This is a genomic window from Streptomyces pratensis (assembly GCF_037137275.1).
Lineage (GTDB): Bacteria > Actinomycetota > Actinomycetes > Streptomycetales > Streptomycetaceae > Streptomyces > Streptomyces pratensis_B.
In genome coordinates this window covers 44,900-69,044 of the sequence record NZ_JBBBEN010000059.1, presented here as the reverse complement: position 1 = coordinate 69,044, position 24,145 = coordinate 44,900, and the positions used below count along the sequence as shown (strand labels likewise).

The 24,145-nt window shown below is 74.3% G+C and carries 23 protein-coding genes and 1 riboswitch; of the genes, 10 read left to right on the top strand and 13 right to left on the bottom strand.

From position 1 onward, the window contains the following. Position 1: 1 nt before the first annotated feature. From V9U70_RS04080 to V9U70_RS04065, 4 genes are read right to left on the bottom strand one after another with little or no spacing between them, the layout of a single operon-like run. Positions 2–688 (bottom strand): DUF6286 domain-containing protein, encoded by a 687-nt coding sequence (locus tag V9U70_RS04080; RefSeq protein ID WP_336673046.1) that lies wholly within the window; start codon positions 686–688, stop codon positions 2–4. Next, positions 685–1,038 (bottom strand): Asp23/Gls24 family envelope stress response protein, encoded by a 354-nt coding sequence (locus tag V9U70_RS04075; RefSeq protein WP_336673045.1) that lies wholly within the window; start codon positions 1,036–1,038, stop codon positions 685–687. Before V9U70_RS04075 ends, V9U70_RS04080 begins: the two co-directional genes overlap by 4 nt. Further along, entirely contained in the window at positions 1,035–1,226 is a 192-nt protein-coding gene (locus V9U70_RS04070) for a hypothetical protein (RefSeq protein WP_336673044.1), read from the bottom strand. Before V9U70_RS04070 ends, V9U70_RS04075 begins: the two co-directional genes overlap by 4 nt. A 40-nt stretch (positions 1,227–1,266) precedes the next feature. After that, complete coding sequence (locus V9U70_RS04065) at positions 1,267–1,737, bottom strand: Asp23/Gls24 family envelope stress response protein (RefSeq protein ID WP_336673043.1); 471 nt, start codon at positions 1,735–1,737, stop codon at positions 1,267–1,269. Between the two features lie 94 nt (positions 1,738–1,831). Between V9U70_RS04065 and V9U70_RS04060 the strand changes: the two genes are divergently transcribed. After that, positions 1,832–2,692: a hypothetical protein gene (locus tag V9U70_RS04060; RefSeq protein WP_336673042.1), complete on the top strand. Its 861-nt coding sequence runs from the start codon at positions 1,832–1,834 to the stop codon at positions 2,690–2,692. Between the two features lie 162 nt (positions 2,693–2,854). Here the strand turns inward: V9U70_RS04060 and V9U70_RS04055 are convergent, their stop codons facing one another. From V9U70_RS04055 to V9U70_RS04045, 3 genes are all read right to left on the bottom strand, one after another. Continuing rightward, entirely contained in the window at positions 2,855–3,646 is a 792-nt protein-coding gene (locus V9U70_RS04055; protein ID WP_336673041.1) for an enoyl-CoA hydratase/isomerase family protein, read from the bottom strand. A gap of 127 nt (positions 3,647–3,773) precedes the next feature. After that, on the bottom strand, positions 3,774–3,995 hold the full coding sequence (locus V9U70_RS04050) for a helix-turn-helix domain-containing protein (protein ID WP_006123601.1): 222 nt from the start codon (positions 3,993–3,995) through the stop codon (positions 3,774–3,776). A 320-nt stretch (positions 3,996–4,315) separates the two neighbouring features. Continuing rightward, on the bottom strand, positions 4,316–5,914 hold the full coding sequence (locus V9U70_RS04045) for an ABC-F family ATP-binding cassette domain-containing protein (protein ID WP_336673040.1): 1,599 nt from the start codon (positions 5,912–5,914) through the stop codon (positions 4,316–4,318). Between the two features lie 300 nt (positions 5,915–6,214). Here V9U70_RS04045 and V9U70_RS04040 point away from each other — a divergent pair, with 300 nt between their 5' ends. After that, positions 6,215–6,628: a VOC family protein gene (locus V9U70_RS04040; RefSeq protein ID WP_336673039.1), complete on the top strand. Its 414-nt coding sequence runs from the start codon at positions 6,215–6,217 to the stop codon at positions 6,626–6,628. Positions 6,629–6,650: 22 nt separating this feature from the next. On the opposite strand, the gene V9U70_RS04035 is transcribed toward V9U70_RS04040, so the two are convergent. From V9U70_RS04035 to V9U70_RS04025, 3 genes are all read right to left on the bottom strand, one after another. After that, entirely contained in the window at positions 6,651–7,976 is a 1,326-nt protein-coding gene (locus V9U70_RS04035) for a hypothetical protein (RefSeq protein WP_336673088.1), read from the bottom strand. 186 nt (positions 7,977–8,162) lie between these two features. Continuing rightward, positions 8,163–9,290 carry an alpha/beta hydrolase gene (locus V9U70_RS04030; protein ID WP_336673038.1) on the bottom strand — a complete coding sequence of 376 codons (1,128 nt, stop codon included), beginning with the start codon at positions 9,288–9,290 and terminating at the stop codon, positions 8,163–8,165. A gap of 160 nt (positions 9,291–9,450) precedes the next feature. After that, on the bottom strand, positions 9,451–10,116 hold the full coding sequence (locus V9U70_RS04025; protein WP_336673037.1) for a class II aldolase/adducin family protein: 666 nt from the start codon (positions 10,114–10,116) through the stop codon (positions 9,451–9,453). A 363-nt stretch (positions 10,117–10,479) separates the two neighbouring features. Here V9U70_RS04025 and V9U70_RS04020 point away from each other — a divergent pair, with 363 nt between their 5' ends. The 7 genes from V9U70_RS04020 to V9U70_RS03990 all read left to right on the top strand — a co-directional run bounded on the left by V9U70_RS04020 (position 10,480) and on the right by V9U70_RS03990 (position 19,038). Further along, entirely contained in the window at positions 10,480–11,742 is a 1,263-nt protein-coding gene (locus V9U70_RS04020) for an inorganic phosphate transporter (RefSeq protein WP_336673036.1), read from the top strand. Positions 11,743–11,754: 12 nt separating this feature from the next. Next, the gene (locus V9U70_RS04015) at positions 11,755–11,985 is read left to right on the top strand and encodes a hypothetical protein (RefSeq protein ID WP_336673035.1); all 231 of its coding nucleotides are present in this window, start codon (positions 11,755–11,757) and stop codon (positions 11,983–11,985) included. 151 nt (positions 11,986–12,136) lie between these two features. After that, a riboswitch (cobalamin riboswitch) is annotated at positions 12,137–12,265 on the top strand. 126 nt (positions 12,266–12,391) lie between these two features. Next, positions 12,392–13,366 carry a cobalamin biosynthesis protein gene (locus tag V9U70_RS04010; RefSeq protein WP_336673034.1) on the top strand — a complete coding sequence of 325 codons (975 nt, stop codon included), beginning with the start codon at positions 12,392–12,394 and terminating at the stop codon, positions 13,364–13,366. Beyond that, entirely contained in the window at positions 13,363–15,027 is a 1,665-nt protein-coding gene (locus V9U70_RS04005; RefSeq protein WP_336673033.1) for a cobyric acid synthase, read from the top strand. Before V9U70_RS04010 ends, V9U70_RS04005 begins: the two co-directional genes overlap by 4 nt. Next, positions 15,024–17,093, top strand: coding sequence for a putative cobaltochelatase (locus V9U70_RS04000; protein WP_336673032.1), 2,070 nt, complete (start codon positions 15,024–15,026; stop codon positions 17,091–17,093). The genes V9U70_RS04005 and V9U70_RS04000 overlap by 4 nt, the downstream gene beginning before the upstream one ends. Next, positions 17,093–17,692 (top strand): cob(I)yrinic acid a,c-diamide adenosyltransferase, encoded by a 600-nt coding sequence (cobO, locus tag V9U70_RS03995; RefSeq protein WP_336673031.1) that lies wholly within the window; start codon positions 17,093–17,095, stop codon positions 17,690–17,692. Before V9U70_RS04000 ends, cobO begins: the two co-directional genes overlap by 1 nt. After that, positions 17,686–19,038 carry a cobyrinic acid a,c-diamide synthase CobB gene (locus tag V9U70_RS03990; RefSeq protein ID WP_336673030.1) on the top strand — a complete coding sequence of 451 codons (1,353 nt, stop codon included), beginning with the start codon at positions 17,686–17,688 and terminating at the stop codon, positions 19,036–19,038. The genes cobO and V9U70_RS03990 overlap by 7 nt, the downstream gene beginning before the upstream one ends. A 57-nt stretch (positions 19,039–19,095) precedes the next feature. Here the strand turns inward: V9U70_RS03990 and V9U70_RS03985 are convergent, their stop codons facing one another. After that, a complete protein-coding gene (locus V9U70_RS03985; protein ID WP_336673029.1) occupies positions 19,096–19,818 on the bottom strand; it encodes a ZIP family metal transporter in 723 nt (240 codons plus the stop codon). Between the two features lie 174 nt (positions 19,819–19,992). Between V9U70_RS03985 and cobC the strand changes: the two genes are divergently transcribed. Continuing rightward, positions 19,993–21,594: an Rv2231c family histidinol phosphate aminotransferase CobC gene (gene cobC, locus V9U70_RS03980; RefSeq protein WP_336673028.1), complete on the top strand. Its 1,602-nt coding sequence runs from the start codon at positions 19,993–19,995 to the stop codon at positions 21,592–21,594. Positions 21,595–21,718: 124 nt separating this feature from the next. On the opposite strand, the gene V9U70_RS03975 is transcribed toward cobC, so the two are convergent. Beyond that, positions 21,719–22,696: an SCO1860 family LAETG-anchored protein gene (locus V9U70_RS03975; protein WP_336673027.1), complete on the bottom strand. Its 978-nt coding sequence runs from the start codon at positions 22,694–22,696 to the stop codon at positions 21,719–21,721. Positions 22,697–23,022: 326 nt separating this feature from the next. Then, positions 23,023–24,123, bottom strand: coding sequence for an amidohydrolase family protein (locus V9U70_RS03970; protein ID WP_336673026.1), 1,101 nt, complete (start codon positions 24,121–24,123; stop codon positions 23,023–23,025). Between the last annotated feature and the right edge of the window lie 22 nt (positions 24,124–24,145).

Below are 24,145 nucleotides of genomic sequence, written 5' to 3'. Positions count from 1 at the left end.
CTCATCCCTTCTTCTCCGGACGGTGCACCTGGAGGGAGAGGGCGGGCGGCTTGGCCAGGCCCAGATCCCTGATCCCCGCTCCCAGTACGGCGTCCAGATCGGTCCGTACGTCGTCGAGTTCCCGGAAGTGCGAGAGCGCGCGCACTTTCGCCCTGCGGCGGCCCACCCGGACCCGCACGGACTGCACCCCGGCCACGTTCACGGCCCGGTCCCGCAGGGCCAGGGCGGCGGCGCTCCGGTCGAGGGCGGCCCGCACGTCGGCGCGGTCCCGGCGCATCGGCAGCAGGTCCCGCAGTCCGGGGGTGAGGGCCAGCAGGATCAGCCAGAGGCCGATCGCCGCCGCCACCCCGGCTCCGGTGAGCACGAGGGCGTCGTCCAGACGGCGTTCGGCCAGCCCGTCGGCGAGGGAGCGCCGCCACTGCATGGCCGGGCGGCCGGCCCGTACGGCGGCGATGTCGTATAGCAGCAGCCCGGCCGCGCCCAGGACCACCAGAGCCAGCAGGGCGGCCGGCACCCGGCGCGCGGACCAGAAGCGGCCGGCCCGGCTGTCACCCTGCTCCAGGGTCGGGACCGGTTCGCGGGCGTCGGAGGAGGGCTGCCTCTCCGAGGGGGGCGGGTGGGCGCCGTCGTTCGGTTCCACCGGGGGCATGCGCCGGGTGGAGCCGGTCGGTTCGCCGGATTCGGTCATCGGATTCTCCCCTGTGCGGCGGCGCCCGCTCCCGCGGGGTGCAACCGCTCGACCTGCACGGCCACTTCGGGCACTTCCATGCCCACCAGCGCCTTGACCCGCTGGACCACCCGACGGCGAACGGCCCCGCACTGGCGGCCGATGTCGCTGGGATAGCCGAGCTCAAGACTGACCCGGACCCGGGCGGCGTCGCGGTGCACGGTGACCGTGGCACGCGGCGACGCCCCGTCGTCGGGCGGTGCGTCGACCGCCTCCTTCGCCGCCTGGGCGGCGATCTTGGCGACGACCCGGTCGGCGATCCGGGTCTCGCCCCGTTCGGCGGGGGCGACGCGCCCGGTCACCGCCGTCACCGTCGCCGGTCGCCGCGCTCGCGACTCCTGAAGAAGTCGCCGGGTTCCAGGTCGCCGTCCAGGAAGCGGCCGGCGATGAAGCCGATCGCCCCCAGCGCGGCCACCAGTACGAAGGCTCCGAACCCGCCGAAGTAACCGGCGAACCCGAGCGCCATGCCGGCCAACAGGCCGACCACAGCCATGCTCATCGTGACTCCTCAACTGCCTATCGACGCCAGAACCGGGGGCCTACTGGACGCGCTGGGTGTCCTCGTCCTCGTCGTCGTCCTCGTCGGGCAGCTTGACGTCGCTGACCGCGATGTTGACTTCGACCACTTCGAGGCCGGTCATGCGCTCCACCGCTGTGACGACGTTCTCACGCACGTCGCGGGCCACGTCGGAGATGGACACGCCGTACTCGACGACGATCTCCAGGTCGAGGGCCGCCTGCGACTCGCCGACCTCGGCCTTCACCCCGCGGGTGACGGACTTGCCGCCGCCGGGGACCCGGTCTCGGACCGCGCCGAAGGTCCGCGACAGGCCGCTGCCCATCGCGTGGACACCGCTCACATCGCGTGCGGCCATTCCGGCGATCTTCTCGACGACGCCGTCGGCGATGGTGGTACGGCCGCGGCTGCCGGGGTCGCCGCCGCCGCGCCTGCTCAGGCTCTTGTCGCCGGAACCGCTGTCGGGCGTGTTGCGCTGGGAGGTCTCAGTCATCGCTGCTCTTCCCTTCGGGGGCAGGGGGGGACTTCCTCGCCCACGTTAAGTGCGCTTGCCGTATCCCGCGCCCGGGATACGGCAGGCTGGGGGGATGACGACGGCGCGGAGCCCGCAGAGGGCCGACGGATGGACGGCTGCGGTACGGCAGCGGCTGGGCCTGGGCAGACTGCTGCCGCTGGGTGGACCGGCGGACGGCACGTGGATCGCGGAGACGGCGGCCGCCTCGGTGCTGCGCGGGGCGGTGGCCGCTCCGGGGACGGTGCTGGGCAGGCTGCGGATCGGCTGGGCGGGGGAGGAGGCGGAACAGGGCACAGCGCCGGACGCCACGGCTGCGCCGCCGGCTCCGCCGAGCGCGCTGCCGGCCGGGCCGCTGCGGATCGAGGCGGAGTTCTCCGCAGCCCTGGGCCGACCGCTGCCGGACGCGGCGGCCGCCCTGCGCGCGGCGCTGATCTCCGCGGCCGCCGCCCGGCTCGGCCTGGAGGTCTCGGAGGTGGATCTGAGGGTGACGGCATTGCTCGACCCCGGTGCGCCCGGCGGGGTGACTTCGCCGCCGGACGGGGGCGAGGCCGGTCGGCGGTCGGCGTCGCCCGACGCGGGCGAGGCCGGCCGGGGCGCACCGCGTCCCCCCGAGGACGCCGCCGGACCGGGGGCGGCGCCGCTGCACGAGGGGCGGGCGGACGCCTTCGCTCCGGCGGCCTTCGGCGCGGAGGCGGACGGCCCGGTGGCGACGGCCGCCGCCTCGGTGCCCGGGGTCGTCGCGCTGACCCGGGTGCTGGGCAGCGCGGTGCACACCGGCCCGGACCACGTACGGATCGAGGTGGCGACGGCCGCCGACCACCGGGCGCTGGACGTGGCCCGGTCGGTGCGCACGGCGGTGTCGGCGGCCACGGAGGGCAGGCTCCCGGTGTCGGTGCTGGTCACGGACGTGGTGGAGCCTCGCTCTGACGGCTGATCCCCGCTTGCGCCGACGGGCCTTCGGCCCCACCGCAGACGCCCCGTGGCCGCGAATTGGGCGGTGCGGGCGCCCGGCGCGTGTGCGGTGGGCACGCCGTTCCCCCGACCGTGGAGGCCCGCCGGGGCAGGAGCCGGGCGGGCGTGCGGCGGGGCCCCGGCGTCAGTCGGCGACGCCCGCCAGGTCGCGGAGCCTGCGGCCCTGGGCGGCACGCTCGGCCCTGCGCTGCTCCTCGTAGTCACGCGAGAGCGCGCCGCCGAGCAGGGCCTTGGTCTCGATGACGGCGTCGCGCGGAGCGGCCACCAGGGCGGCGGCCAGGTCGCGGGCGGCGGCGTCGAGCTGGTCGACGGGGACCACCAGGTTGGCGAGGCCGGTGCGCTCGGCCTCCTCCGCGTGCACGAAACGGCCGGTGGCGCAGATTTCGAGTGCGCGGGCGTACCCCACGAGACGCACCAGGGGGTGGGTGCCCGTGAGGTCGGGGACGAGGCCGAGGCTGGTCTCGCGCATCGCGAACTGCACGTCCTCCGCGGCGATCCGGAGATCACAGGCGAGGGCGAGCTGGAACCCGGCGCCGATGGCATGTCCCTGGACCGTCGCGATCGACACGATGTCGTTGCGACGCCACCAGGTGAAGGCCTCCTGATACGCGGCGATGGTCGCGTCCAGCTCCGCCTCGGGGCCGCGCGCCATGTCGAGGAACGACGGCTCGCCGTCGAACCCCTCGGGCGTGAAAGCCTGCCGGTCGAGGCCCGCGGAGAAGGACGCGCCCTCACCGCGGAGCACCACGACCCGCACCGTGCCGGGAAGCACCCGCCCGGCCTCCGTCAACGCCCGCCACAGAGCGGGAGACTGAGCGTTGCGCTTGGCCGGGTTGGTGAGCGTCACCGTGGCGATGGCGTCATCGACGGTGAGCCGTACGCCGTCCTTGTCGAGCACAGTGTCGAGCGAGGTCATGGGGCCCCTCCGGATCGGGTGCAGTCAGCACTCAGAAATAAGTGACTGAACAGTAACCACCCGGACGACCTCGCGGTCGGCCGGGTGGTCACCCCGCGTTCCGATGAGCCCCGGAGACCGGGACACCTCAGGCCGAAGCGGCCTTCTTGCCCCGTGTCGCGCCGCCGCGTCCCCGCAGCGTCACTCCGGACTCACTGAGCATCCGGTGCACGAACCCGTAGGAGCGGCCCGTTTCCTCGGCCAGCGCCCTGATGCTCGCACCGGAGTCGTACTTCTTCTTCAGGTCTGCCGCGAGCTTGTCACGCGCGGCGCCGGTTACCCGGCTGCCCTTCTTCAGAGTCTCGGCCACCCGTGCCTCCTCATAGGAAGTGCGCTCTGGACTCTCATGATCACCCCTCGCACGCTTCCTGGCCACCCATTCGGCAAGGTCGGTACGACCGGATTCCCGCACGGAAGGGCCGTCGACACGAACGGAGCCCCTCATTCCATGGGGCGCGGAACGAAGCACAGCCCTGTCCGGGGGGAGAACCTCCAGGTCAGGGCTGTGCGGGGCGCGACAACCGCCGGAGAGGCGCGCGACGGGGCAGCGCCGGGCGCACCGCCGGGGTACGAGACGTTCTCCCACAGATGACGGAGCGCGCCTAGGCCGAATGATCCATCAGCCGCGCATCAGGCCAGGGCGACGAGGTCCCGGTAGTCGGCTCCCCAGAGGTCCTCGACACCGTCCGGGAGCAGGATGATCCGCTCCGGCTGGAGGGCCTCGACCGCGCCCTCGTCGTGGGTGACGAGGACGACCGCGCCCTTGTAGGTGCGCAGTGCGCCGAGGATCTCCTCGCGGCTGGCGGGGTCGAGGTTGTTCGTCGGCTCGTCGAGGAGCAGCACGTTGGCCGAGGAGACGACCAGGGTGGCGAGGGCGAGCCGGGTCTTCTCGCCGCCGGAGAGCACGCCCGCCGGCTTGTCGACGTCGTCGCCGGAGAAGAGGAAGGAGCCGAGCGTCTTGCGGACCTCGACGAGGTCGAGGTCGGGGGCCGCGGAGCGCATGTTCTCCAGGACGGTGCGCTCGGGATCGAGGGTCTCGTGCTCCTGGGCGTAGTAACCGAGCTTGAGCCCGTGGCCCTTGATGATCTGACCGGTGTCGGGCTTCTCCGCGCCGCCGAGCAGGCGCAGCAGTGTGGTCTTGCCGGCGCCGTTGAGGCCGAGGATGACGACGCGGGAGCCCTTGTCGATGGCGAGGTCGACGTCGGTGAAGATCTCCAGCGAGCCGTACGACTTGGACAGGCCCTCCGCCATCAGCGGGGTCTTGCCGCAGGGCGAGGGCTCGGGGAAGCGCAGCTTGGCGACCTTGTCGGAGGCTCGGACCGCTTCGAGGCCGGCCAGCAGCCGGTCGGCGCGCTTGGCCATGTTCTGCGCGGCGACGGTCTTGGTGGCCTTGGCACGCATCTTGTCGGCCTGCGAGTTGAGGGCTGCGGCCTTCTTCTCGGCGTTCTGGCGCTCACGCTTGCGGCGCTTCTCGTCCGCTTCGCGCTGCTGCTGGTAGAGCTTCCAGCCCATGTTGTAGATGTCGATCTGCGAGCGGTTGGCGTCGAGGTAGAAGACCTTGTTGACCACCGTCTCGACGAGGTCGACGTCGTGGGAGATCACGATGAAGCCACCGCGGTAGGACTTGAGGTAGTCGCGCAGCCAGACGATCGAATCGGCGTCGAGGTGGTTGGTCGGCTCGTCCAGGAGCAGCGTGTCGGCGTCGGAGAAGAGAATCCGGGCCAGTTCGACGCGGCGGCGCTGACCTCCCGAGAGCGTGTGCAGGGGCTGGCCGAGCACCCGGTCGGGCAGGTTGAGCGCGGCGGCGATGGTGGCGGCCTCCGCCTCGGCGGCGTATCCGCCCTTGGTGAGGAACTCCGTCTCCAGGCGCTCGTACTTCTTCATCGCCTTCTCGCGGGTGGCGCCCTTGCCGTTCGCCATCCGGTCCTCGTTCTCGTGCATCTTGCGCAGGATCTCGTCGAGACCCCGGGCCGAGAGGATGCGGTCCCTCGCGAGGGTGTCGAGGTCGCCGGTGCGCGGGTCCTGCGGGAGGTAGCCCACCTCGCCGGACCTGGTGATGGCGCCGCCCGCGGGCGTGCCCTCGCCCGCGAGGCACTTGGTGAGGGTGGTCTTGCCCGCCCCGTTGCGGCCGACCAGGCCGATGCGGTCGCCCTTGGCGATGCGGAAGGAGGCGGACTCGATGAGGATGCGGGCGCCGGCGCGCAGCTCGATGCCGGAAGCGGTGATCACGGAAAAACTCCAGGGCAGTGGGGACGGCGGAGGGACGAGGGCGGAGGTCTCTCGACGCCGCTAATGCACAGGGAGAATGGCCATAGGGGCCATTCTACTGGCGGTGGGCAACTGGTTTTCCGCATACCGGGGGGTGCGAATCGTCCGATACTCACCACAGGACAGCGGCACGAAGGCGTGGCAGGACTCTCCTCCGCGGGGCGTTGTCAGTGCCCGGTGCGAGACTGAGACACAGGTCACATCCGGCCGGTCCGGGCGGTGGCCCCGGTCGGTGAAGAGACGTCAGAAGAGGTGAGGGCGATGGCAGGCGCGGCGAGCGGGGTTCCGACGATCTACCCGACGATCCTGTACGACGACGCGAAGGCGGCGATCAGGACGCTGACGCAGGGATTGGGCTTCACCGAGGAAGCGGTCTACGAGGGCGAGGGCGGCGAGGTGCTGCACGCCGAGCTGTCCTGCGGCAACGGCAGGGTGATGCTCGGCTCCAAGGGGCGCGGCGGCGTGTTCGCGGGGGCGATGGCGGGCGCGGGCCCGGCCGGGGTCTACGTGGTGGTGGACGAGGTGGACGCGCACCACGCCCGCGCCGCCGAGTTCGGTGTGGAGATCCTCATGCCGCCCACCGACCAGGACTACGGCTCGCGGGACTACATGGCGCGGGACGCCGAGGGCAACGTGTGGAGCTTCGGCACGTACGCCCCGGGGTCCGCGGGCTGAGCGGGCCCCGGGAGCGGGCGGCTCAGGCCCCGCCGGTGTGGACCTGGAAAGCGGCCCGGCGGACCGCTTTGGCCAGGGCCGGGTCCGGGTGGGCGGCGGCCAGCGCGACCAGCACCTGGACGGTGCGCGGGTGGCCGACGGCCCTGACCTCGTCGAGGAGGGCCGGGACGGTCCCCTGGACGGCGGAGTCGAGGTGGCGCACCAGCAGCCCGGTCTCGCCGTGGTCGGCGACGGCGGCGGCGGTGTCGACCCAGAGCCAGGTGGCCTCCTCCCGGCTGAGGGCGTCCTGTGCGTCGTCCGGGTCGTTGCCCTCGTACTCGGCGAGCCACAGCAGGGCGTAGGGGCGGAGGGAGGGTTCGCCGAGCACGGCGCGGACCTCGGGCTCGGCCGGGGCCCCGACGACCCGCAGCGCCTCGAAGGCCAGACCGCGCAGCAGGGCGTCCTCCCCCCGGGCGACGGTCAGCAGTTCGGCGACGGCGCTGCCGACCGTGCGAGCGGCGAGCCAGGCCCGGTATTCGTCGCGGGCCGGCCCGGGGGTGAGCCGGGCGCAGCCGAGGAGCATGTCGGCGGCCGACTGCTCGATGTTGCCCGCGGGGCTCTGGGCGGCGACGCAGATCTGTTCCAGCTTGACCCAGACCGCCCAGTTGCCGAGGGGGGTGAGGGTGGCGTGCCCGTCGCCGAGGGTCAGCGCGCCGACCGCGGCGAGGCCCTCCAGGGCCCAGTCGAGCAGCAGGGCGTTGAGGTCGGCCCTCCCGGCGGGGTCGGTCCCGGCCGGGGCCGCGGCGCCCGGCGGGGCCGGGCGGCCGGGGCCGAGGGGCACCTCGCAGCGCTCCTCCTGGAGTTCGGCGACGCGCTGCCCCAGGAGGTCCAGGAGGGCGGGGACGGGCACGGGGCCCGCGGAGAGCTGGAGGAGGGACAGCACCTGGGGGACGGCCTCGACGGCTTCGGCGACCGGCCCGGCCTCGACGCCCTCGGGGGCGGGGTGGACGAGCGACCAGGCGTCGAAGAGCGCCACCCAGCCGCGGAGCACGGCGGAGTCGTCCCGGTCCCAGGCCCTCAGCCGCCAACCGGGGCGGGCGGTGTCGCCGTGGAGCTCGATGAGGCCGGCCAGCCGGGCCCGGTCCCAGCCCGCGCGCACCTGCGCCGGGGAGAGCTCCAGGGCCGCCGCCGCCCGCTCCATGGCCTGGGCGGCGACCGGGGCGGCGGCGCCGGGCCCCGGCGTGCCGGCGGCCCAGTGGGCGATGCGTACGGCGTCGGCGAGCACCGTCCTGGCCTGCCGGGCCAGTTCCGGACGGGGCGGGGTGCCCTCGGGCGGCCGCGGGGCCGGCCTGGTACGCCGGGTGGTCACGGCCTTGCGGGCGGTGGCAAGGGGTCGCGGGCGGACAAGTCGCAGCCTGGAGTCGCGCGGGGTACGGGACGTCACGAGGAGCAGTCTTGCCCCTGACGGCCCGAAAGCCCAAACGGAAGGCGTTTCACCGGTACGCGAAAGGTGGTGCCGGCGTCCCGGAAACGGCGGTCCGGTCACTGGATCGGCTCACATCAGCGGAGTGAGGAAGCGCCGCAGGGTCTCCTCGTAGCGGGCCGGCCCGGCGTTCCACATCGCCGCGTGCGGAGCCTGCGCGACGGTGTGGAGGCTGACCAGGTCCGGACGGCGGGCGGCGAGTTCGCGGGAGGGCCCCCAGGGCGCGATGGTGTCGTGCGGGCCGTGCAGAAGGAGGGTCGGGGCGCGCAGGGCGGCGGGAACAGAGCTGTCCAGCAACGGAGCTCGGGACAGCCCGGTCCTGCCCTGGGCGGCGCGGACGGCCAGCGGCAGCAGGGCGGCCGGGACGCCGCGGGCGGCGGCCAGGGCGCGCAGGGTGACCGGCCAGTCGAGCACCGGGGAGTCGAGGACGAGTCCGCTGATCCGGTCGCGGAGCGGGGAGCAGGCCGCGGCGTACAGGGCCGCCGTCGCGCCGGTGGACCAGCCGTGCACGATCACGTTCGCCGCCCCGTTGCGCAGGGCGTGGCGCAGGGCGGCGTCCAGGTCACGCCACTCGCAGGCGCCGAAGTGGCCGACGCCGTCGGCGGGGCGGGGGGCCCCGCGGTCGCCGCGGCAGGCGAGGTCCAGGACCGGGAAGCGCTGTCCGTGCAGGAACCCCATCAGGTTCATGGGGTGGGCCCGGCTGGCGCCGAGGCCGTGCAGGGTGATGACCCAGGTGTCGCGCGCGCCGGGCACGAACCAGGCGGGCAGCGTCCCCAGTTCGCCGGGGATCTCGACCTCGCGGTACTCCAGCCCGAGGTCGCCGAGGGGGTCCCCGTCGTACAGCTCGGGTGTGAGCCGGACCTTCGCGCCCGGTTCGAGGACTCCCCGGGAGACCCGCTCCAGCCTCCGGACGACGGTGTCCGGCGCGGTCGAGGCCCCTTCGACGACCGGTCCGACCACCGCGTGGACGCCGGGGCCGGTCAGCCCGTACACGCCGGGCCTCAGCGCGGAGAAGGACCGGGTCAGGGTGACCTGCCCGACCGCTGTGGCGTGCACGGTGAGTCTGCGGTCTGCGGGCAGGGACCGCCCCGGCGGCGCCTTGAGGGCGGCGTCACAGGCGTACCGGCCGGCCGCGACCGCTGCCGCACCGAGTCCGAGGATCGTGGTGACGGCCGTTGCCGTCGCAGTTGCCGGGCGCACGGCTTCAGTGTCGTGCGGCGGGCGTCGGGGCGCCAGTGGGCGGGGCCGTCCGGGGCGGGGCCGGGCGGGCGCGGGGCCGGGCGGGCGCGGGGCCGGGCGGGCGCGGGGCCGGGCGGGCGCGGGGCCGGGGCCACGGGCGGCCGGGTGCGGACGGACCGGGTCAGTTGGGCTGGCCGTACCCCTGGAGCGCTTCGGTCACCTCGGCCAGCTGGGCCTCGCTGAGCAGCTTCGGGGCGCGGCCCGGCACACAGGAGGCGGTGAGCCAGAGCCGGCAGAGCCATTCCAGTTGGGCGGTGCGCTCGTAGGCCCTCTCGAGGGTGTCGCCGTAGGTGACGGTGCCGTGGTTGGCCAGCAGGCAGCCGGTGCGGCCGCGCAGGGCGACGAGCATGGCCTTTGCCAGCTCCGGGGTGCCGTAGCGGGCGTAGGCGGCGGTGCGGACGGGGCCTCCGAGCAGGGCCGCCGCGTAATGGACGAGCGGCACCTCGGGCAGGAGGGTGGAGACGGCGGTGGCGTGCACCGCGTGGGTGTGGACCACGGCGGCGGCGTCCGTGTCCCGGTAGACCGCCAGGTGGAGCGGGAGTTCGCTGGTCGGGGCGAGGTCTCCGAGGACCTGTCGGCCGTCCAGGTCGACGCCGACCGCGTCCCGGGGGCCGAGCCGGTCGTAGGGCACTCCGCTGGGCGTCACCAGGACCAGGGGGCCCACACGGGCCGACACGTTGCCCGAGGTGCCGACGACCAGGCCGTCCGCGGCGCTCCGGCGGGCCGTGTCCACGACCTCCCGCCAGGTCTGTTCGATCGTGTGCCGGGGCAGCTCGCTCGCAGTCATGCGGAGAGCGTAGGCCGGGGGTGAGCGCGGCGGCCCGGCCGCTGCGGGAAGGCAGTCCGGAAACCGGGGGCGTCGGCGGGTGCGTCGGGGTCGGCGGTGCTGCGGCGGCCGGAAACCGGAACGTCAAGCACGGCGTGACGGGGATCTCTTTCGGGTGATGGAGGGCCGGTCAAAATCTTCGCCACCGAGCGGTAAAGGGCAGCCCAGGCCGCGCCCCACCGGTGTCCCACCGTCACTTCCGCGCTCAAGCGGAACCGATCCACCCCGGTTGGGGTCACCACAGCGCCCTTCTCAGTTCATCTTCCGTTCACCCAGGTTGCCTACGGTCCACGTGCCACTGACGTCGAACGATTGCCTGGGTAAATGGAACACATCACACTGCTGCTTGCGATTGTGATCGTGACAGCTCTCGTGTTCGATTTCACGAACGGTTTCCATGACACCGCCAACGCGATGGCCACCACCATCTCGACCGGCGCACTGAAGCCCAAGACGGCGGTGGCCATGTCCGCCGTTCTCAACCTGATCGGCGCGTTCCTGTCGGTGGAGGTCGCCAAGACGATCTCCGGCGGGATCGTCAACGAGGACGGCATCAGAACCGAGGTCATCTTCGCGGCGCTCGTCGGCGCCATCCTGTGGAACCTGCTGACCTGGCTGGTCGGGCTTCCCTCCAGCTCCTCACACGCCCTGTTCGGCGGTCTCATCGGCGCAGCGGTGATGTCGGCCGGCTGGTCCTCCATCAACGGCGGCACCGTCGTCACCAAGGTCCTGCTTCCCGCGATCGCCGCCCCGTTGGTGGCCGGTCTCGCCGCGATGCTGGCCACGAAGCTGACGTACCGGATCAACCGGAACGTCACCGACGAGAAGCAGCTGAAGTCGACGGCCAAGGGCTACCGGGCCGGACAGATCGCCTCCGCCGGCCTCGTCTCGCTCGCCCACGGCACCAACGACGCCCAGAAGACGATGGGCATCATCACCCTGGCGCTGGTCACCGGCGGCGTGCTCGCCCCCGGCTCGAACCCGCCGATGTGGGTCATCGTCTCCGCGGGTGTGGCCATCGCGCTGGGCACCTACCTCGGCGGCTGGCGCATCATCCGCACCATGGGCAGCGGCCTGACCGAGCTGAAGCCGCCGCAGGGCTTCGCCGCCCAGACCAGTGCGGCGACCGTCATCCTGGCCTCCTCGCACCTCGGCTTCTCCCTCTCCACCACCCAGTCCTGCTCCGGCGCGGTGATGGGCGCGGGCCTCGGCCGCAAGGGGGGCGTGGTCCGCTGGTCCACCGCCACCCGGATGTTCGTCGCCTGGGGGCTGACGCTCCCGGCGGCGGGCCTGGTCGGCGCGGGCGCCGAGTTCCTGACCAAGCAGGGCCCCTGGGGCATCACCGTCACCGCGGTCCTGCTCGTCACGGGGTCCGGCGCGATCTGGCTGGCCTCGCGCCGCAAGCCGGTCGACCACACCAACGTCAACGACCCGGCCGGGCAGGACGAGCCGCAGGGCGTCGTCACCACCGCCATCGCCGCGGTCTCGCCGCCGCCGGCCGGCGTCCCGGCCGCCGACCCCACGACCACCCTCCCGGCCCCCACCGCGGCGCCGGACGACACGGCCCGTCCTCCGGCCACGGTGTAAGGACAGATCCGCATGAAAATCGACTGGGCAGCTCTCGCCTCCGTCTTCGGTGTCAGTCTCGTGGTCACCGTGGCGCTGGTCGGCCTCTTCACCCTCGGCATCGTCGGGCTCTCCAAGCAGTCCGCTCCGGCCGGCAGCGCCGGCTCCGGTGGGTCGGCGGCCCTGGCACGAGTCGGCGCGTACCTCTGCTTCGGCCTGTGCGCGGCGGCGGTCACCTACGGGATCGCCCTGATCGTCATCTGACGCCCCCGCCGGCATGTCGTCGGGCCGGGCACACCACGGTGTGTCCGGCCCGATGTGCGTCTGCGCACAGTCGAGGGGTGCAGGTCAACAGCGAGTTGACGGGCGTTCTCGCAGCGTGGTGGACTGCCGGAGCCATTTACGGCGACAGCAGAGGAAGCCGGTGTGAATCCGGCGCGGTCCCGCCACTGTCACCGGGGAGCACTCCCCCACACCGGACGTCACGGCCCGTCGACACGGGCTGGAAGGCCGGGGGAACTGCGGAGCCGGGAGCCAGGAGACTCTCGTCGCCGGTCACGTCGAACCAGGGCGCGGACCCTGAGTGAGGACTTACACCATGCCCGGCCGCAGTGCGCCGCACCCCCTGCCCCCTCGTGCCGGAACGCCCCGACCCACGACGGACTGAGCCGTGCGTGCCGATCGCCTCTTCGCGTACGGCGCCACGGTCGGGCTGGTCGCCGACGCGCTGTTCGGCGACCCCCGGCGTGGCCACCCCGTCGCCGGTTTCGGCAGGGCCGCCGCACGGGCGGAGGCCCTGCTCTGGCGTGACGACCGGGGCCGGGGGGCCCTGCACACCCTGGTGTGCGCCGGAGGCGCCGTGGGGGCCGCGGCGCTGACCGCCCGTGCGGTACGGGACCGCCCGGCGCTCGCCGTGGCGCTGACCGCCGCCACCACCTGGTCGGTTGTCGGCGGCACGTCGCTGGGCCGGGAGGCCCGTGCCATCGGCGGCGCGCTCGCCGCCGGGGACGTGGAGACGGCCCGGGAGCGGCTGCCGCACCTGTGCGGGCGCGATCCGCAGTCCCTGGACGGCCCTCAGATCGCCCGCGCGGTCGTCGAGTCGGTCGCGGAGAACACCTCGGACGCCGTCGTCGGCGCGCTGGTGTGGGGGGCGGTCGGAGGGGTCCCGGGGCTCGTGGGTTTCCGGGCCGTGAACACGCTCGACGCCATGGTCGGCCACAGGTCCCCCCGCTACCGCCGTTACGGCTGGGCCTCGGCCCGCCTGGACGACCTGGCGGGATGGCCCGGTGCCCGGCTGACGGCCGCGCTGGCCGTCGCGGCGGGCGGCCGGCCCGCGGACGCGGTGCGTGCCTGGAGGGCCGACGCGGGACGCCACCCGAGCCCGAACGCCGGGCCGGTGGAGGCCGCCTTCGCGGGCGCGCTCGGCGTACGGCTGGGCGGGACGCTGGCGTACGCCGGGCGCGTCGAGCACCGGCCGGTGCTGAACGCGGCGGCCGGCCGGGCCGTGCGCGGGGCGGACATCGAACGCGCGGTGCGGCTGTCGCGCCGGGTGAGTGCGCTGGCCCTCGTCGTGTGCGCGGCGGGCCGGATGATCGCGGGGCGGGCCGCGGCGCCGACCGCCGTACAAAAACGGAGGCGGGGATGAGCGGCGGACTGCTGGTCGCGGGGACGACCTCGGACGCGGGCAAGAGCGTCGTCACGGCGGGGATCTGCCGGTGGCTGGTGCGCCGGGGCGTGAAGGTCGCGCCGTTCAAGGCGCAGAACATGTCCCTCAACTCCTTCGTCACCCGGCAGGGCGCGGAGATCGGGCGCGCCCAGGCGATGCAGGCGCAGGCAGCCCGGGTGGAGCCGACCGCGCTGATGAACCCGGTGCTGCTGAAACCGGGCGGCGACCGCTCCAGCCAGGTCGTCCTTTTGGGGAAGCCGGTCGGCGAGATGAGCGCCCGGGGCTATCACGGCGGCCGGCAGGAGGCGTTGTTCGGCACGGTCACCGACTGCCTGGAGCAGTTGCGGGCCACGTACGACGCGGTGATCTGCGAGGGCGCGGGCAGCCCGGCGGAGATCAACCTGCGGCGAACCGACATCGTGAACATGGGCGTCGCACGGGCCGCGCGGTTCCCCGTGCTGGTCGTCGGGGACATCGACCGGGGCGGGGTCTTCGCGTCGTTCTTCGGGACGACCGCGCTGCTGAGCGCGGAGGACCAGTCGCTGGTCGCGGGCTATCTGGTGAACAAGTTCCGGGGCGACGTCTCGCTGCTGGAGCCGGGTCTGGACATGTTGCGCGAGCTGACGGGGCGGCGGACGTACGGGGTACTGCCGTTCGCCCACGGCCTGGGCATCGACGAGGAGGACGGTCTGCGGGTCTCGCTGCGCGGGGCCGTGCGCGAGTCGGTCGTCGCGCCGCCGTACGGCGAGGACGTGCTGCGGGTCGCGGTCTGCGCGGTGCCGCTGATGTCGAACTTCACGGACGTGGACGCGCTGGCCGCTGAGCCGGGCGTCGTCGTGCGGTTCGTGGACCGGGCGGAGGAGCTGGCCGACGCGGACCTGGTGATCGTGCCCGGGACGCGCGGCACGGTGAAGGCGCTGGCCTGGCTGCGGGAGCGGGGACTGGCGGACGCGCTGGCACGGCGGGCCGCGGAGGGCCGGCCGGTGCTGGGGATCTGCGGCGGGTTCCAGGTGCTCGGCGAGCGGATCGAGGACGAGGTGGAGTCGCGCGCCGGGACCGTGGAGGGGCTGGGCCTGCTGCCGGTGCGCGTCCGTTTCGACCGGGCCAAGACACTGGCGCGGCCGGTCTCCTCGGCGCTCGGGGAGCCGGTGGAGGGCTACGAGATCCACCACGGCGTCGCCGATGTGCGGGGCGGCGAGCCGTTTCTGGACGGGTGCCGGGTGGGGGCGGTGTGGGGGACGCACTGGCACGGCTCGCTGGAGAGCGACGCGTTTCGGCGGAGGTTCCTGGCGGAAGTGGCGCGGGCGGCGGGCCGGCGGTTCGTGGCCGCGCCGGACACGAGCTTCGGGGCGCTGCGCGAGGAGCAGCTGGACCGGCTCGGGGACCTGGTGGAGGAGCACGCGGACACGGACGCGTTGTGGCGGCTGATCGAGCGCGGGGCGCCTTCTGGGCTGCCGTTCGTGCCGCCGGGGGCGCCGCGGACGAGCACGGGTGCGCCGGAGGGCCGGGGCGCCGGCCCCGACCCCGCGCCTCCACCGCCGGAGGGGTGCGGCACGGCCCGGCCGGAGCCGCGGGGAGCGGACCAGGGGCCGACCGGGGCCAAAACGACCGAGGTACATGTCGACGAGGAGGCCAAGTGAGTACGCCGTATCCCTTCACCGCGATCGTCGGGCAGGACGACCTGCGGCTCGGGCTGCTGCTGAACGCGGTCAGTCCGGCCGTCGGCGGGGTGCTCGTGCGGGGTGAGAAGGGCACCGCCAAGTCCACCGCCGTACGGGCTCTCGCCGCCCTCATGCCGGAGGTCTCCGTCGTGCCGGGGTGCCGGTTCTCCTGTGACCCCGCCGCTCCCGATCCGGCGTGTCCCGACGGGCCGCACCCGGCGGCGTCGGGTGTGTCGCGTGCCGCGCGGACGGTGGAGCTGCCCGTCGGGGCGTCCGAGGACCGGCTCGTGGGCGCGCTGGACATCGAGCGGGCGCTCTCGGAGGGCGTCAAGGCGTTCGAGCCGGGCCTGCTGGCCGACGCCCACCGCGGCATCCTGTACGTCGACGAGGTCAACTTGCTCCACGACCACCTGGTCGACCTGCTGCTGGACGCGGCCGCCATGGGGGCCTCGTACGTCGAGCGCGAAGGCGTCTCCGTACGGCACGCGGCCCGTTTCCTGCTGGTCGGGACGATGAACCCGGAAGAGGGCGAGCTGCGGCCGCAGTTGCTGGACCGGTTCGGGCTGACCGTCGAGGTGGCCGCGTCGCGGGACACCGACGAGCGGGTCGAGGTCGTGCGGCGCAGGCTGGCTTACGACGACGACCCGGAGGGCTTCGCCGCGCGCTGGGCCGAGGAGGAGGGCGCGCTCCGGAAGCGGATCACCACCGCGCGCGCCCTGCTGCCCCGCGTCGTGCTGGGCGACGGCGTGTTGCGGCAGATCGCCGCGACCTGCGCCGCGTTCGAGGTCGACGGGATGCGCGCCGACATCGTGATGGCCCGCACGGCGACCGCGCTGGCCGCCTGGGCGGGGCGCGACGAGGTGCTCGCCGACGACGTGCGCCGGGCCGCGCTGCTGGCGCTCCCCCACCGACGTCGCCGCAACCCGTTCGACGCGCCGGGCCTGGACGAGGAGAAGCTCGACCGGACCCTGGACGAGACGGCCGGGGACCGGGGGCAGAGCGACGGGGAGCCCGGCGGGGACGACGACGGGCCCGAGCCGGACCCTGACGGACCCGGTCCTGAGGGGGGCGGCCCTGACGGGGACGGTTCCGACGGGGGCGGCGGTGACGGCGGCGGCGGTGGCGTGCCGCCGCAGGGCGGCGAGAGCGACACGCCGTCGCGGGCCCCGGAGGAGGGCCCCGACGCGCCCGGACGGTCCACCGGCGCCGAGCAGCAGCCGGTGGCGTCCGCAGAGCCGTTCCGTACGAAGATGCTCAGCGTGCCCGGTCTCGGCGAGGGAGCGGCCGGACGGCGCTCCCGGGCCCGTACCGAGCACGGGCGTACGACCGGCGCGCGCCGCCCGCAGGGGGCGCTGACCAAGCTGCACCTCGCCGCGACCGTGCAGGCCGCCGCGCCGCACCAGCGCTCGCGCGGGCGCTCCGGGCGCGGTCTCGTGGTCCGCCGGGACGATCTGCGGCAGGCGACCCGCGAGGGGCGTGAGGGCAACCTCGTCCTGTTCGTCGTGGACGCCTCCGGGTCGATGGCCGCCCGGCAGCGGATGAGCGCGGTGAAGGGCTCCGTGCTGTCGCTGCTGCTGGACGCCTACCAGCGGCGGGACAAGGTCGGACTGGTCACCTTCCGGGGCACGGGCGCCGAGGTGGCGCTGCCGCCGACCTCGTCCGTGGACGCGGCGGCCGCCCGTCTGGAGTCGCTGCCGACCGGGGGCCGCACCCCGCTGGCCGCCGGGCTGCTGAAGGCGCACGACGTGCTGCGGGTGGAGCGGCTGCGCGACCCGTCGCGGCGGCCGCTGCTGGTCGTGGTGACGGACGGCCGGGCGACCGGCGGCCCGGAGCCGGTGGCGCTCGCGGGGCGGGCCGCACGGCTGCACCACGCCGAAGGGACGGCCTCGGTCGTCGTGGACTGCGAGTCGGGGTACGTACGCCTCGGTCTCGCCGGGGAGCTCGCCCGGGAACTGGGAGGCGCCGCCGTCACGCTCGACGAGCTGCGGGCCGACTCGATCGCCGGGCTCGTCAAGGACATCACCGCAACCGGGAGGGCCGCTTAATGCCGCAGGGACAGCCGACTTCGGTACCGGACGACGGACTCACCACCCGTCAGCGCCGCAACCGCCCGCTCCTGTTCGTCCACACGGGCATCGGGAAGGGCAAGTCGACGGCGGCCTTCGGGCTCGCGCTGCGAGCCTGGAACCAGGGCTGGCCGATCGGGGTGTTCCAGTTCGTGAAGTCGGCGAAGTGGAAGGTCGGCGAGGAGAACGCGCTCAAGGTCCTCGGCGCGAGCGGCGAGGGCGGCACCGTCGACTGGCACAAGATGGGCGAGGGCTGGTCCTGGGTCCAGCGCGACGGCCAGCTCGACAACGAGGAGAAGGCCCGCGAGGGCTGGGAGCAGGTCAAGCGCGACCTGGCGGCCGAGACGTACAAGCTGTACGTGCTGGACGAGTTCGCCTACCCGCTGCACTGGGGGTGGATCGACACCGAGGAGGTCGTCGAGGTGATGCGGGACCGGCCCGGCACGCAGCACGTCGTGATCACCGGCCGCAACGCGCCCGACCGGCTGATCGAGGCCGCCGACCTGGTGACCGACATGTCGAAGGTCAAGCACCCGATGGACGCGGGGCAGAAGGGCCAGAGGGGCATCGAGTGGTGAGAACGCCCCGCCTGGTCATCGCCGCTCCGGCCTCCGGCAGCGGCAAGACCACCGTCGCCACCGGCCTGATGGCCGCCTTCGCCGCGCGGGGGCTCGCCGTCTCGCCGCACAAGGTGGGCCCGGACTACATCGACCCGGGTTACCACGCGCTGGCGACGGGCCGCCCCGGCCGCAACCTCGACGCGTACATGTGCGGGACGGACCTGGTCGCCCCGCTGTTCGCGCACGGGGCGGCCGGCTGCGACCTCGCCGTGGTCGAGGGGGTGATGGGGCTGTACGACGGCGCCTCGGGGCAGGGCGAGCTGGCGTCCACCGCTCAGGTGGCCAAGCTGCTGCGGGCGCCGGTGGTGCTGGTGGTGGACGCCTCTTCGCAGTCGCGGTCGGTGGCGGCCCTGGTGCACGGGTTCGCTTCCTGGGACCCCGAGGTGCGGATCGGCGGGGTGATCCTGAACAAGGTGGCCTCCGACCGTCACGAGGCGCTGCTGCGGGACGCGTTGGACGAGTCGGGGCTCCCGGTGCTGGGCGTGCTGCGCCGGGCCCCCCAGGTGGCGACGCCCTCGCGGCACCTGGGCCTGGTTCCGGTGGCCGAGCGGCAGGACGACGCGGTGGACGCCGTACGGGCCATGGGCGACCGGGTGCGCGCCGGGTGCGACCTGGACGCGCTGATGGCGCTGGCCCGCACCGCGCCGGCGCTGCCGGAAGAGGCGTGGGCGCCGACGTCCGCGGCGACGCCCGGCGCGGCCCGGCCCGTCGTCGCGGTGGCGGGTGGAGCGGCGTTCACCTTCGCGTACGCGGAACACGCGGAGCTGCTCGCGGCGGCGGGCGCGGAGGTGGTGGTCTTCGACCCGTTGCGCGACGAGAAGCTTCCGGCCGGCACGGCGGGACTCGTGATCGGCGGTGGGTTCCCGGAGATGTACGCCCCCGAGCTGTCGGCGAACGAACCGCTGCGGCGGGCGGTGACGGAGCTGGCCCTGGGCGGTGCTCCGGTGGCGGCCGAGTGCGCGGGGCTGCTGTATCTGGCGCGGGAGCTGGACGGGCGGCCGATGTGCGGGGTGCTGGACGCCGCGGCCCGGATGTCGGAGCGCCTGACGCTCGGCTACCGGGAGGCGGTGGCGGTCTCGGACAGCGCGCTGGCGGCGACGGGGACGCGGATGCGCGGTCACGAGTTCCACCGGACGGTGCTGGAGCCGGGGGCGGGGGCCACGCCCGCCTGGGGCATGCACCAGCCGGAGCGGCGGGTCGAGGGGTACGTCCAGCGGGGCGTGCACGCGAGCTATCTGCACACCCACTGGGCCGCGTCGCCCGGTGTGGCCCGGCGCTTCGTCGAGCACTGCCGGGCCCGGTGAGCCCGGTGGGCCGGGGCGCGTCAGGGGGAGCGTCTCGGCCCGCGGGCGTACGCGGGCTCACTCGGCGATGCCGACGACCAGCCAGATGAAGCCCACGCCCCCGATGGTGCAGAGAAGGGTGGTGCGGGCGGGGTGGGCGTGGTGCGCCTCGGGCAGGATCTCCGCAGCGGCCAGGTAGAGCAGCGCTCCGCCGAAGAAGCCGAGATAGCAGCCGAGCAGTTGCTCCGGAAGGGTGAACAGCAGCGTCGTCGCGGCGCCCACGACCGGTGCCACGGCGTCCGCGAGCAGCATCAGGAGCGCCTTGCGGCGGGCGTTCCCGTAAAGACTCGTGAGGGTGTACGTGTTGAAACCGTCGGCGAAGTCATGACTGATCACGGCCAGGGCGACGGCCGCGCCCATGCCCCCTCCGACCTGGAACGCGGCGCCGAGCGCGATGCCGTCCATGAGGCTGTGGCCGACCATCGCGGCCGCCGCCGTCAGCCCCACCTGCGGCACCCGCTGCCCGCTCGCCCCGTGTGCCGCCTGGCGTACGGCGAGCAGCCGCTCGACCAGATGGGCCGCCAGAAAGCCGCCGACGAAGAGCAGCAGGGCCGCGGGCACCCCGAACACCGGTCCGCCCGCGGCCTCGATCGCCTCCGGCAGGAGGTCGAGGCCGACCACGCCGAGCATCAGGCCGCCCGCGAAGCCGAGCACCAGATGGCGGCGGTCGGTGACGCGTTGCGCGACCCAGCCGCCGGCCAGAGTCATCAGGAACGCGCCGAGCGCGACGAACACCGCCATGGGGTCTTGCTAGCCGATCGGGCCCCGCGTCCGCATCTCAGGGTGCCCTTACCCGGAGCGCTCCCGGCGGGTCGCCCGCCGGCCCGCGCCACCGGGCCCGTGGCCGTATACGGGCCGGGTCCGCCCCTTGCCCGTACCTCCTGAAAGCTCGACCCGAAAGGCAGGTCTCCGCCCATGACCGGAGCATCCGTCGACCCGGCGCCCTCGGCCGGCGCCCGCACTCTGGTGGTGGGGGTCGGCCTCCGTCGCGGCGTTCCGGGGGACGAGGTGTTCGCCCTGATCGAGGCGGTGTTGGGCAGGGCGGGGCTGTGCGCGGCGGACGTCGCGGAGGTGGCGACGGCCGACGCGAAAGCGGATGAGCCGGGGCTCCTCGCGGCGGCGGCCCGGCTCGGGGCGCCGGTGCGGACGCATCCGGCTGCGGCGCTGGCCGAGGTGCGGGTCCCCCACCCCTCCGGCACGGTGGGCGCGGCGGTGGGCACGCCGTCGGTGGCCGAGGCGGCGGCGCTGATCGACGCGGACGAACTGGTGGTGGCGAAGACCGCTGCCGGAGGGGTCGGCCGAGCGGCGAAGGGCAGGGTGACCTGTGCGGTGGCCCGCCGCTCCCCCGCCACCGCGGGGCCCCGTGATGTTTCCGGTGGGAAAACTTCCACCTCACCGGTGACGGGAGGCCGCCGCCCGTTCACCATGGCAGCCATGAAGCCCCCCACGCGGAACATCGAGAGCACCGGGCCCGACCTGCGGCACCATGGCGACGCGGAGGTGCGCGGCGGGAATCTGACCGATCTCGCCGTCAACGTCCGCACCCAGACCCCACCGGAGTGGCTGCGCGCGCGGATAGCCGCGTCGCTGACCTCGCTTGCCGCCTACCCCGACGGGGCGCCGGCCCGCGCCGCGGTCGCAGAGCGGCACGGGCTGCCGGCCGAGCGGGTGCTGCTGACGGCGGGGGCCGCCGAGGCGTTCGTCCTGATCGCCCGGTCGTTGCCGGCCCGGCGCCCGGTCGTGGTGCACCCGCAGTTCACCGAGCCGGAGGCGGCGCTCCGGGCGGCCGGCCACACCGTGGAGCGGGTGCTGCTGAGGGCGGAGGAGGGCTTCCGGCTCGATCCGGCGGCGGTTCCCGAGGAAGCGGATCTCGTGGTGGTCGGCAATCCGACGAACCCGACGTCCGTGCTGCATCCGGCGGCGCTGCTGGAGCGGCTGGCGCGGCCGGGGCGGACGCTGGTGGTCGACGAGGCGTTCATGGACGTCGTACCGGGTGAGCGCGAGGCGCTGTGCGGGCGGACGGACGTCCCGGGGCTCGTCGTCCTGCGCAGCCTCACCAAGACGTGGGGGCTGGCCGGGCTGCGGATCGGCTATGTGCTGGCCGCCCCGGAGACCGTGGGGCTGCTCGCCGAGGCGCAGCCGCTGTGGCCGGTGTCGACCCCGGCACTGGCGGCGGCCGAGGCCTGCATGGAGCCGCGGGCGCTGGTGGAGGCGGCGGAGGCGGCGGACCGGATCACGGTGGACCGGGCCCATCTGCTGGCCGGTCTGGCCGAGTTCAGCGAGGTGCGGGCGGTGGAGGCGGCGAGGGGGCCGTTCGTCCTGGTGCGCCTGGAGCGGGCGGCGGAGGTGCGGGAGCGGCTGCGGCTACTGGGCTTCGCGGCCCGTCGCGGGGACACGTTCCCGGGGCTGGGTCCGCAGTGGCTGCGGCTCGCCGTACGCGACCGGGCCACCACCAACCGCTTCCTCCAGGCTCTGGACCAGGCCGTACAGGCGCTGCCCGCGCGATCCCGGCGCTGACCGGGGCCGGGCGAAGGAGCCGGGGGCGGCCGCCCCGTGGTGCGGTGTCGGGCCGTACGACCACCGCACCACGCTCCCGCCGCCCTCCGGGCCCGGCCTTGCGCCCCGGCCCTGGTCGTGCCGGTCAGCCGCGGGCGCCGCGCCTGCGGGCCACCATCGTCGCTCCCGCGCCGACGGCCAGCAGCAGGGCCGCTCCGCCGGCGAGGTAGGGGGTGGTGGAGCTGCCTCCCGTCTCGGCGAGGTTCGCGGTGGTGGGCTCGGCGCCGGAGTCGGAGCCGGTCTGCGTCGTCACGTCGCCGTCGCCCTGGCCGTCTCCCGTGTCACCGCCGGTGGAGCCGCCGTCCGTGGAACCGCCGTCCGTGCCGCCCGGCTTCTCGGGCGTCTTCGGTTCCGCGGGCGTCTCGCAGGTCGCTTCGGCGAGGGTGACCTCGCCCGTCACCTCGGCGACGTTGAGATCCAGGGGGTTGACCGAGACCTTGAGCTGGAGTGCCGTCGCGGCGGCCGTACGGGTGGTGGTGGCCGTCCGGGACAGGTCGAGGGTCACCTCGCCGACGCCCGGGACCGCCACCCGGGTCGGGCCGCCCGCGCTGAGCGTCACCTTCCTGCCGAGCACCGAGACGTGACCGAGCACGTTCGACTCGGCGACGGGCTGCTCGCCGGTCTCGCAGACCGCCTTGGAGGTCACCTTCTCGACCTCGATGAGGGAGAGCAGCGGCAGGCCGGGCACATGGACGCGGGCCTTCGCCAGGTTGGTGCGGCCCTCGGCCCGGCGCGCGTCGACGGTGGCGTTCGCGGTGGCCACGTCGGCGCGCAGGACGTCGACCGGGCGTCCGTTCTCGACGCCGTCCAGACTCACGCTGAGCGCCGTCTTCTCGGCGCCGGCCGGCGCCTGCACCTCGTTCAGCGTGGCCTTCAGGGGCACCTGGACGGACTTGTTGAGGAGCGAGACGTCGAGCCCGGTGCGGAGCACGACCGCGCTCGCCCGGCCCTCACCGCCGGTGGCGGGCGTCGCCGGGGCCGCGTGCGCCGGGACGGCGGCCAGCAGAGCGACGGGGACGGCGACGACCGCCAGGGCGGCGAGACGGAAGGTGTTGCTGTTCACGGTGGTGGAACCCCCACAAGAGACATGGAGCCGCCGACGCAGTCCAATGGGGGACATCGCTTGCGCCGGGGGCCTCGACTCCGTGAATCTTTACGTACGGAGAGTGAACCGGTGGACACCTGGCGTCAGTTCACCCCAAAGGGTGGTTTCCGCGCGCATATTCGAATCTTTCGGCACGCACGTTCTCTGTGTCATCACCCGTTCACCCGACTGACCGAGCGCGAGCCGTCCCGCCGTCGCGCACGCCGGGGCAGGCCCGCCCCATGCGCAGAAGTGTCACAACGAGCCGGGGGCCCGTCCGTCACCGCCCGTCAACCCGGCGCCGCTCAGCCGACGAGCCGCCCGTTCAGCACGACGTGCCGGGGGGCCGCCAGCACCCGGACGTCGGCGCGAGGGTCCTGGTCGTACACGACGAGGTCCGCCGGAGCCCCCTCCTCCAGCGCCGGCCTGCCGAGCCACCGCCTGGCCCCCCACGCGGTCGCGGAGAGGGCCTCCAAGGCCGGGATGCCCGCCTTCACCAGCTCGGCGACCTCGCCCGCCACCAGGCCGTGCGCCAGCGAGCCCCCCGCGTCGGTTCCGACGTAGACCGGGATGCCGGCGTCGTACGCGGCGCGCACCGTGTCGTAACGGCGTTCGTGCAGTCGGCGCATATGGGCCGACCAGCGGGGGAACCTGGCCTCGCCGCCCGACGCGAGGTCCGGGAACGTGGCGATGTTGACCAGCGTCGGGACGATCGCGACCCCGCGCTCGGCGAACAGCGGGATGGTCTCCTCCGTGAGCCCGGTGGCGTGCTCGATGCAGTCGATCCCCGCCTCCACCAGGTCGCGCAGCGACTCCTCGGCGAAGCAGTGCGCGGTGACGCGGGCGCCCAGCCGATGCGCCTCCGCGATGGCGGCCTCGACCTCGCCGCGCGGCCAGCAGGCGGTCAGGTCCCCGGCGTCCCGGTCGATCCAGTCCCCGACCAGCTTCACCCAGCCGTCGCCGCGCCGGGCCTCCCGGGCGACGTACGCGACGAGGTCGCCCGGCTCGATCTCGTGGGCGTAGTCGCGGATGTAGCGGCGGGTACGGGCGATGTGGCGGCCGGCCCGGATGATCTTCGGCAGGTCCTCGCGGTCGTCGATCCACCGGGTGTCGGAGGGCGACCCGGCGTCCCGGATGAGCAGGGCCCCGGCCTCCCGGTCGGCGAGCGCCTGCTTCTCCGCCGTCGCGGCGTCGACCGGCCCGTGCCCGTCGAGGCCAACGTGGCAGTGCGCGTCGACCAGGCCGGGGAGCGCCCAGCCGGTGACCGTCACCGCCCCGTCGGCGCCCGGGGGCCGCTCGTAGGAGATCCTCCCGTCGACGGCCCACAGTTCGTCCCGGACCTCGTTCGGGCCGACGAGGACCCGGCCCTTCACCCGCAGCACCCGCTGCCCCTCCTGATCGCTCATACGCGGCACTGTACGAGGCCGT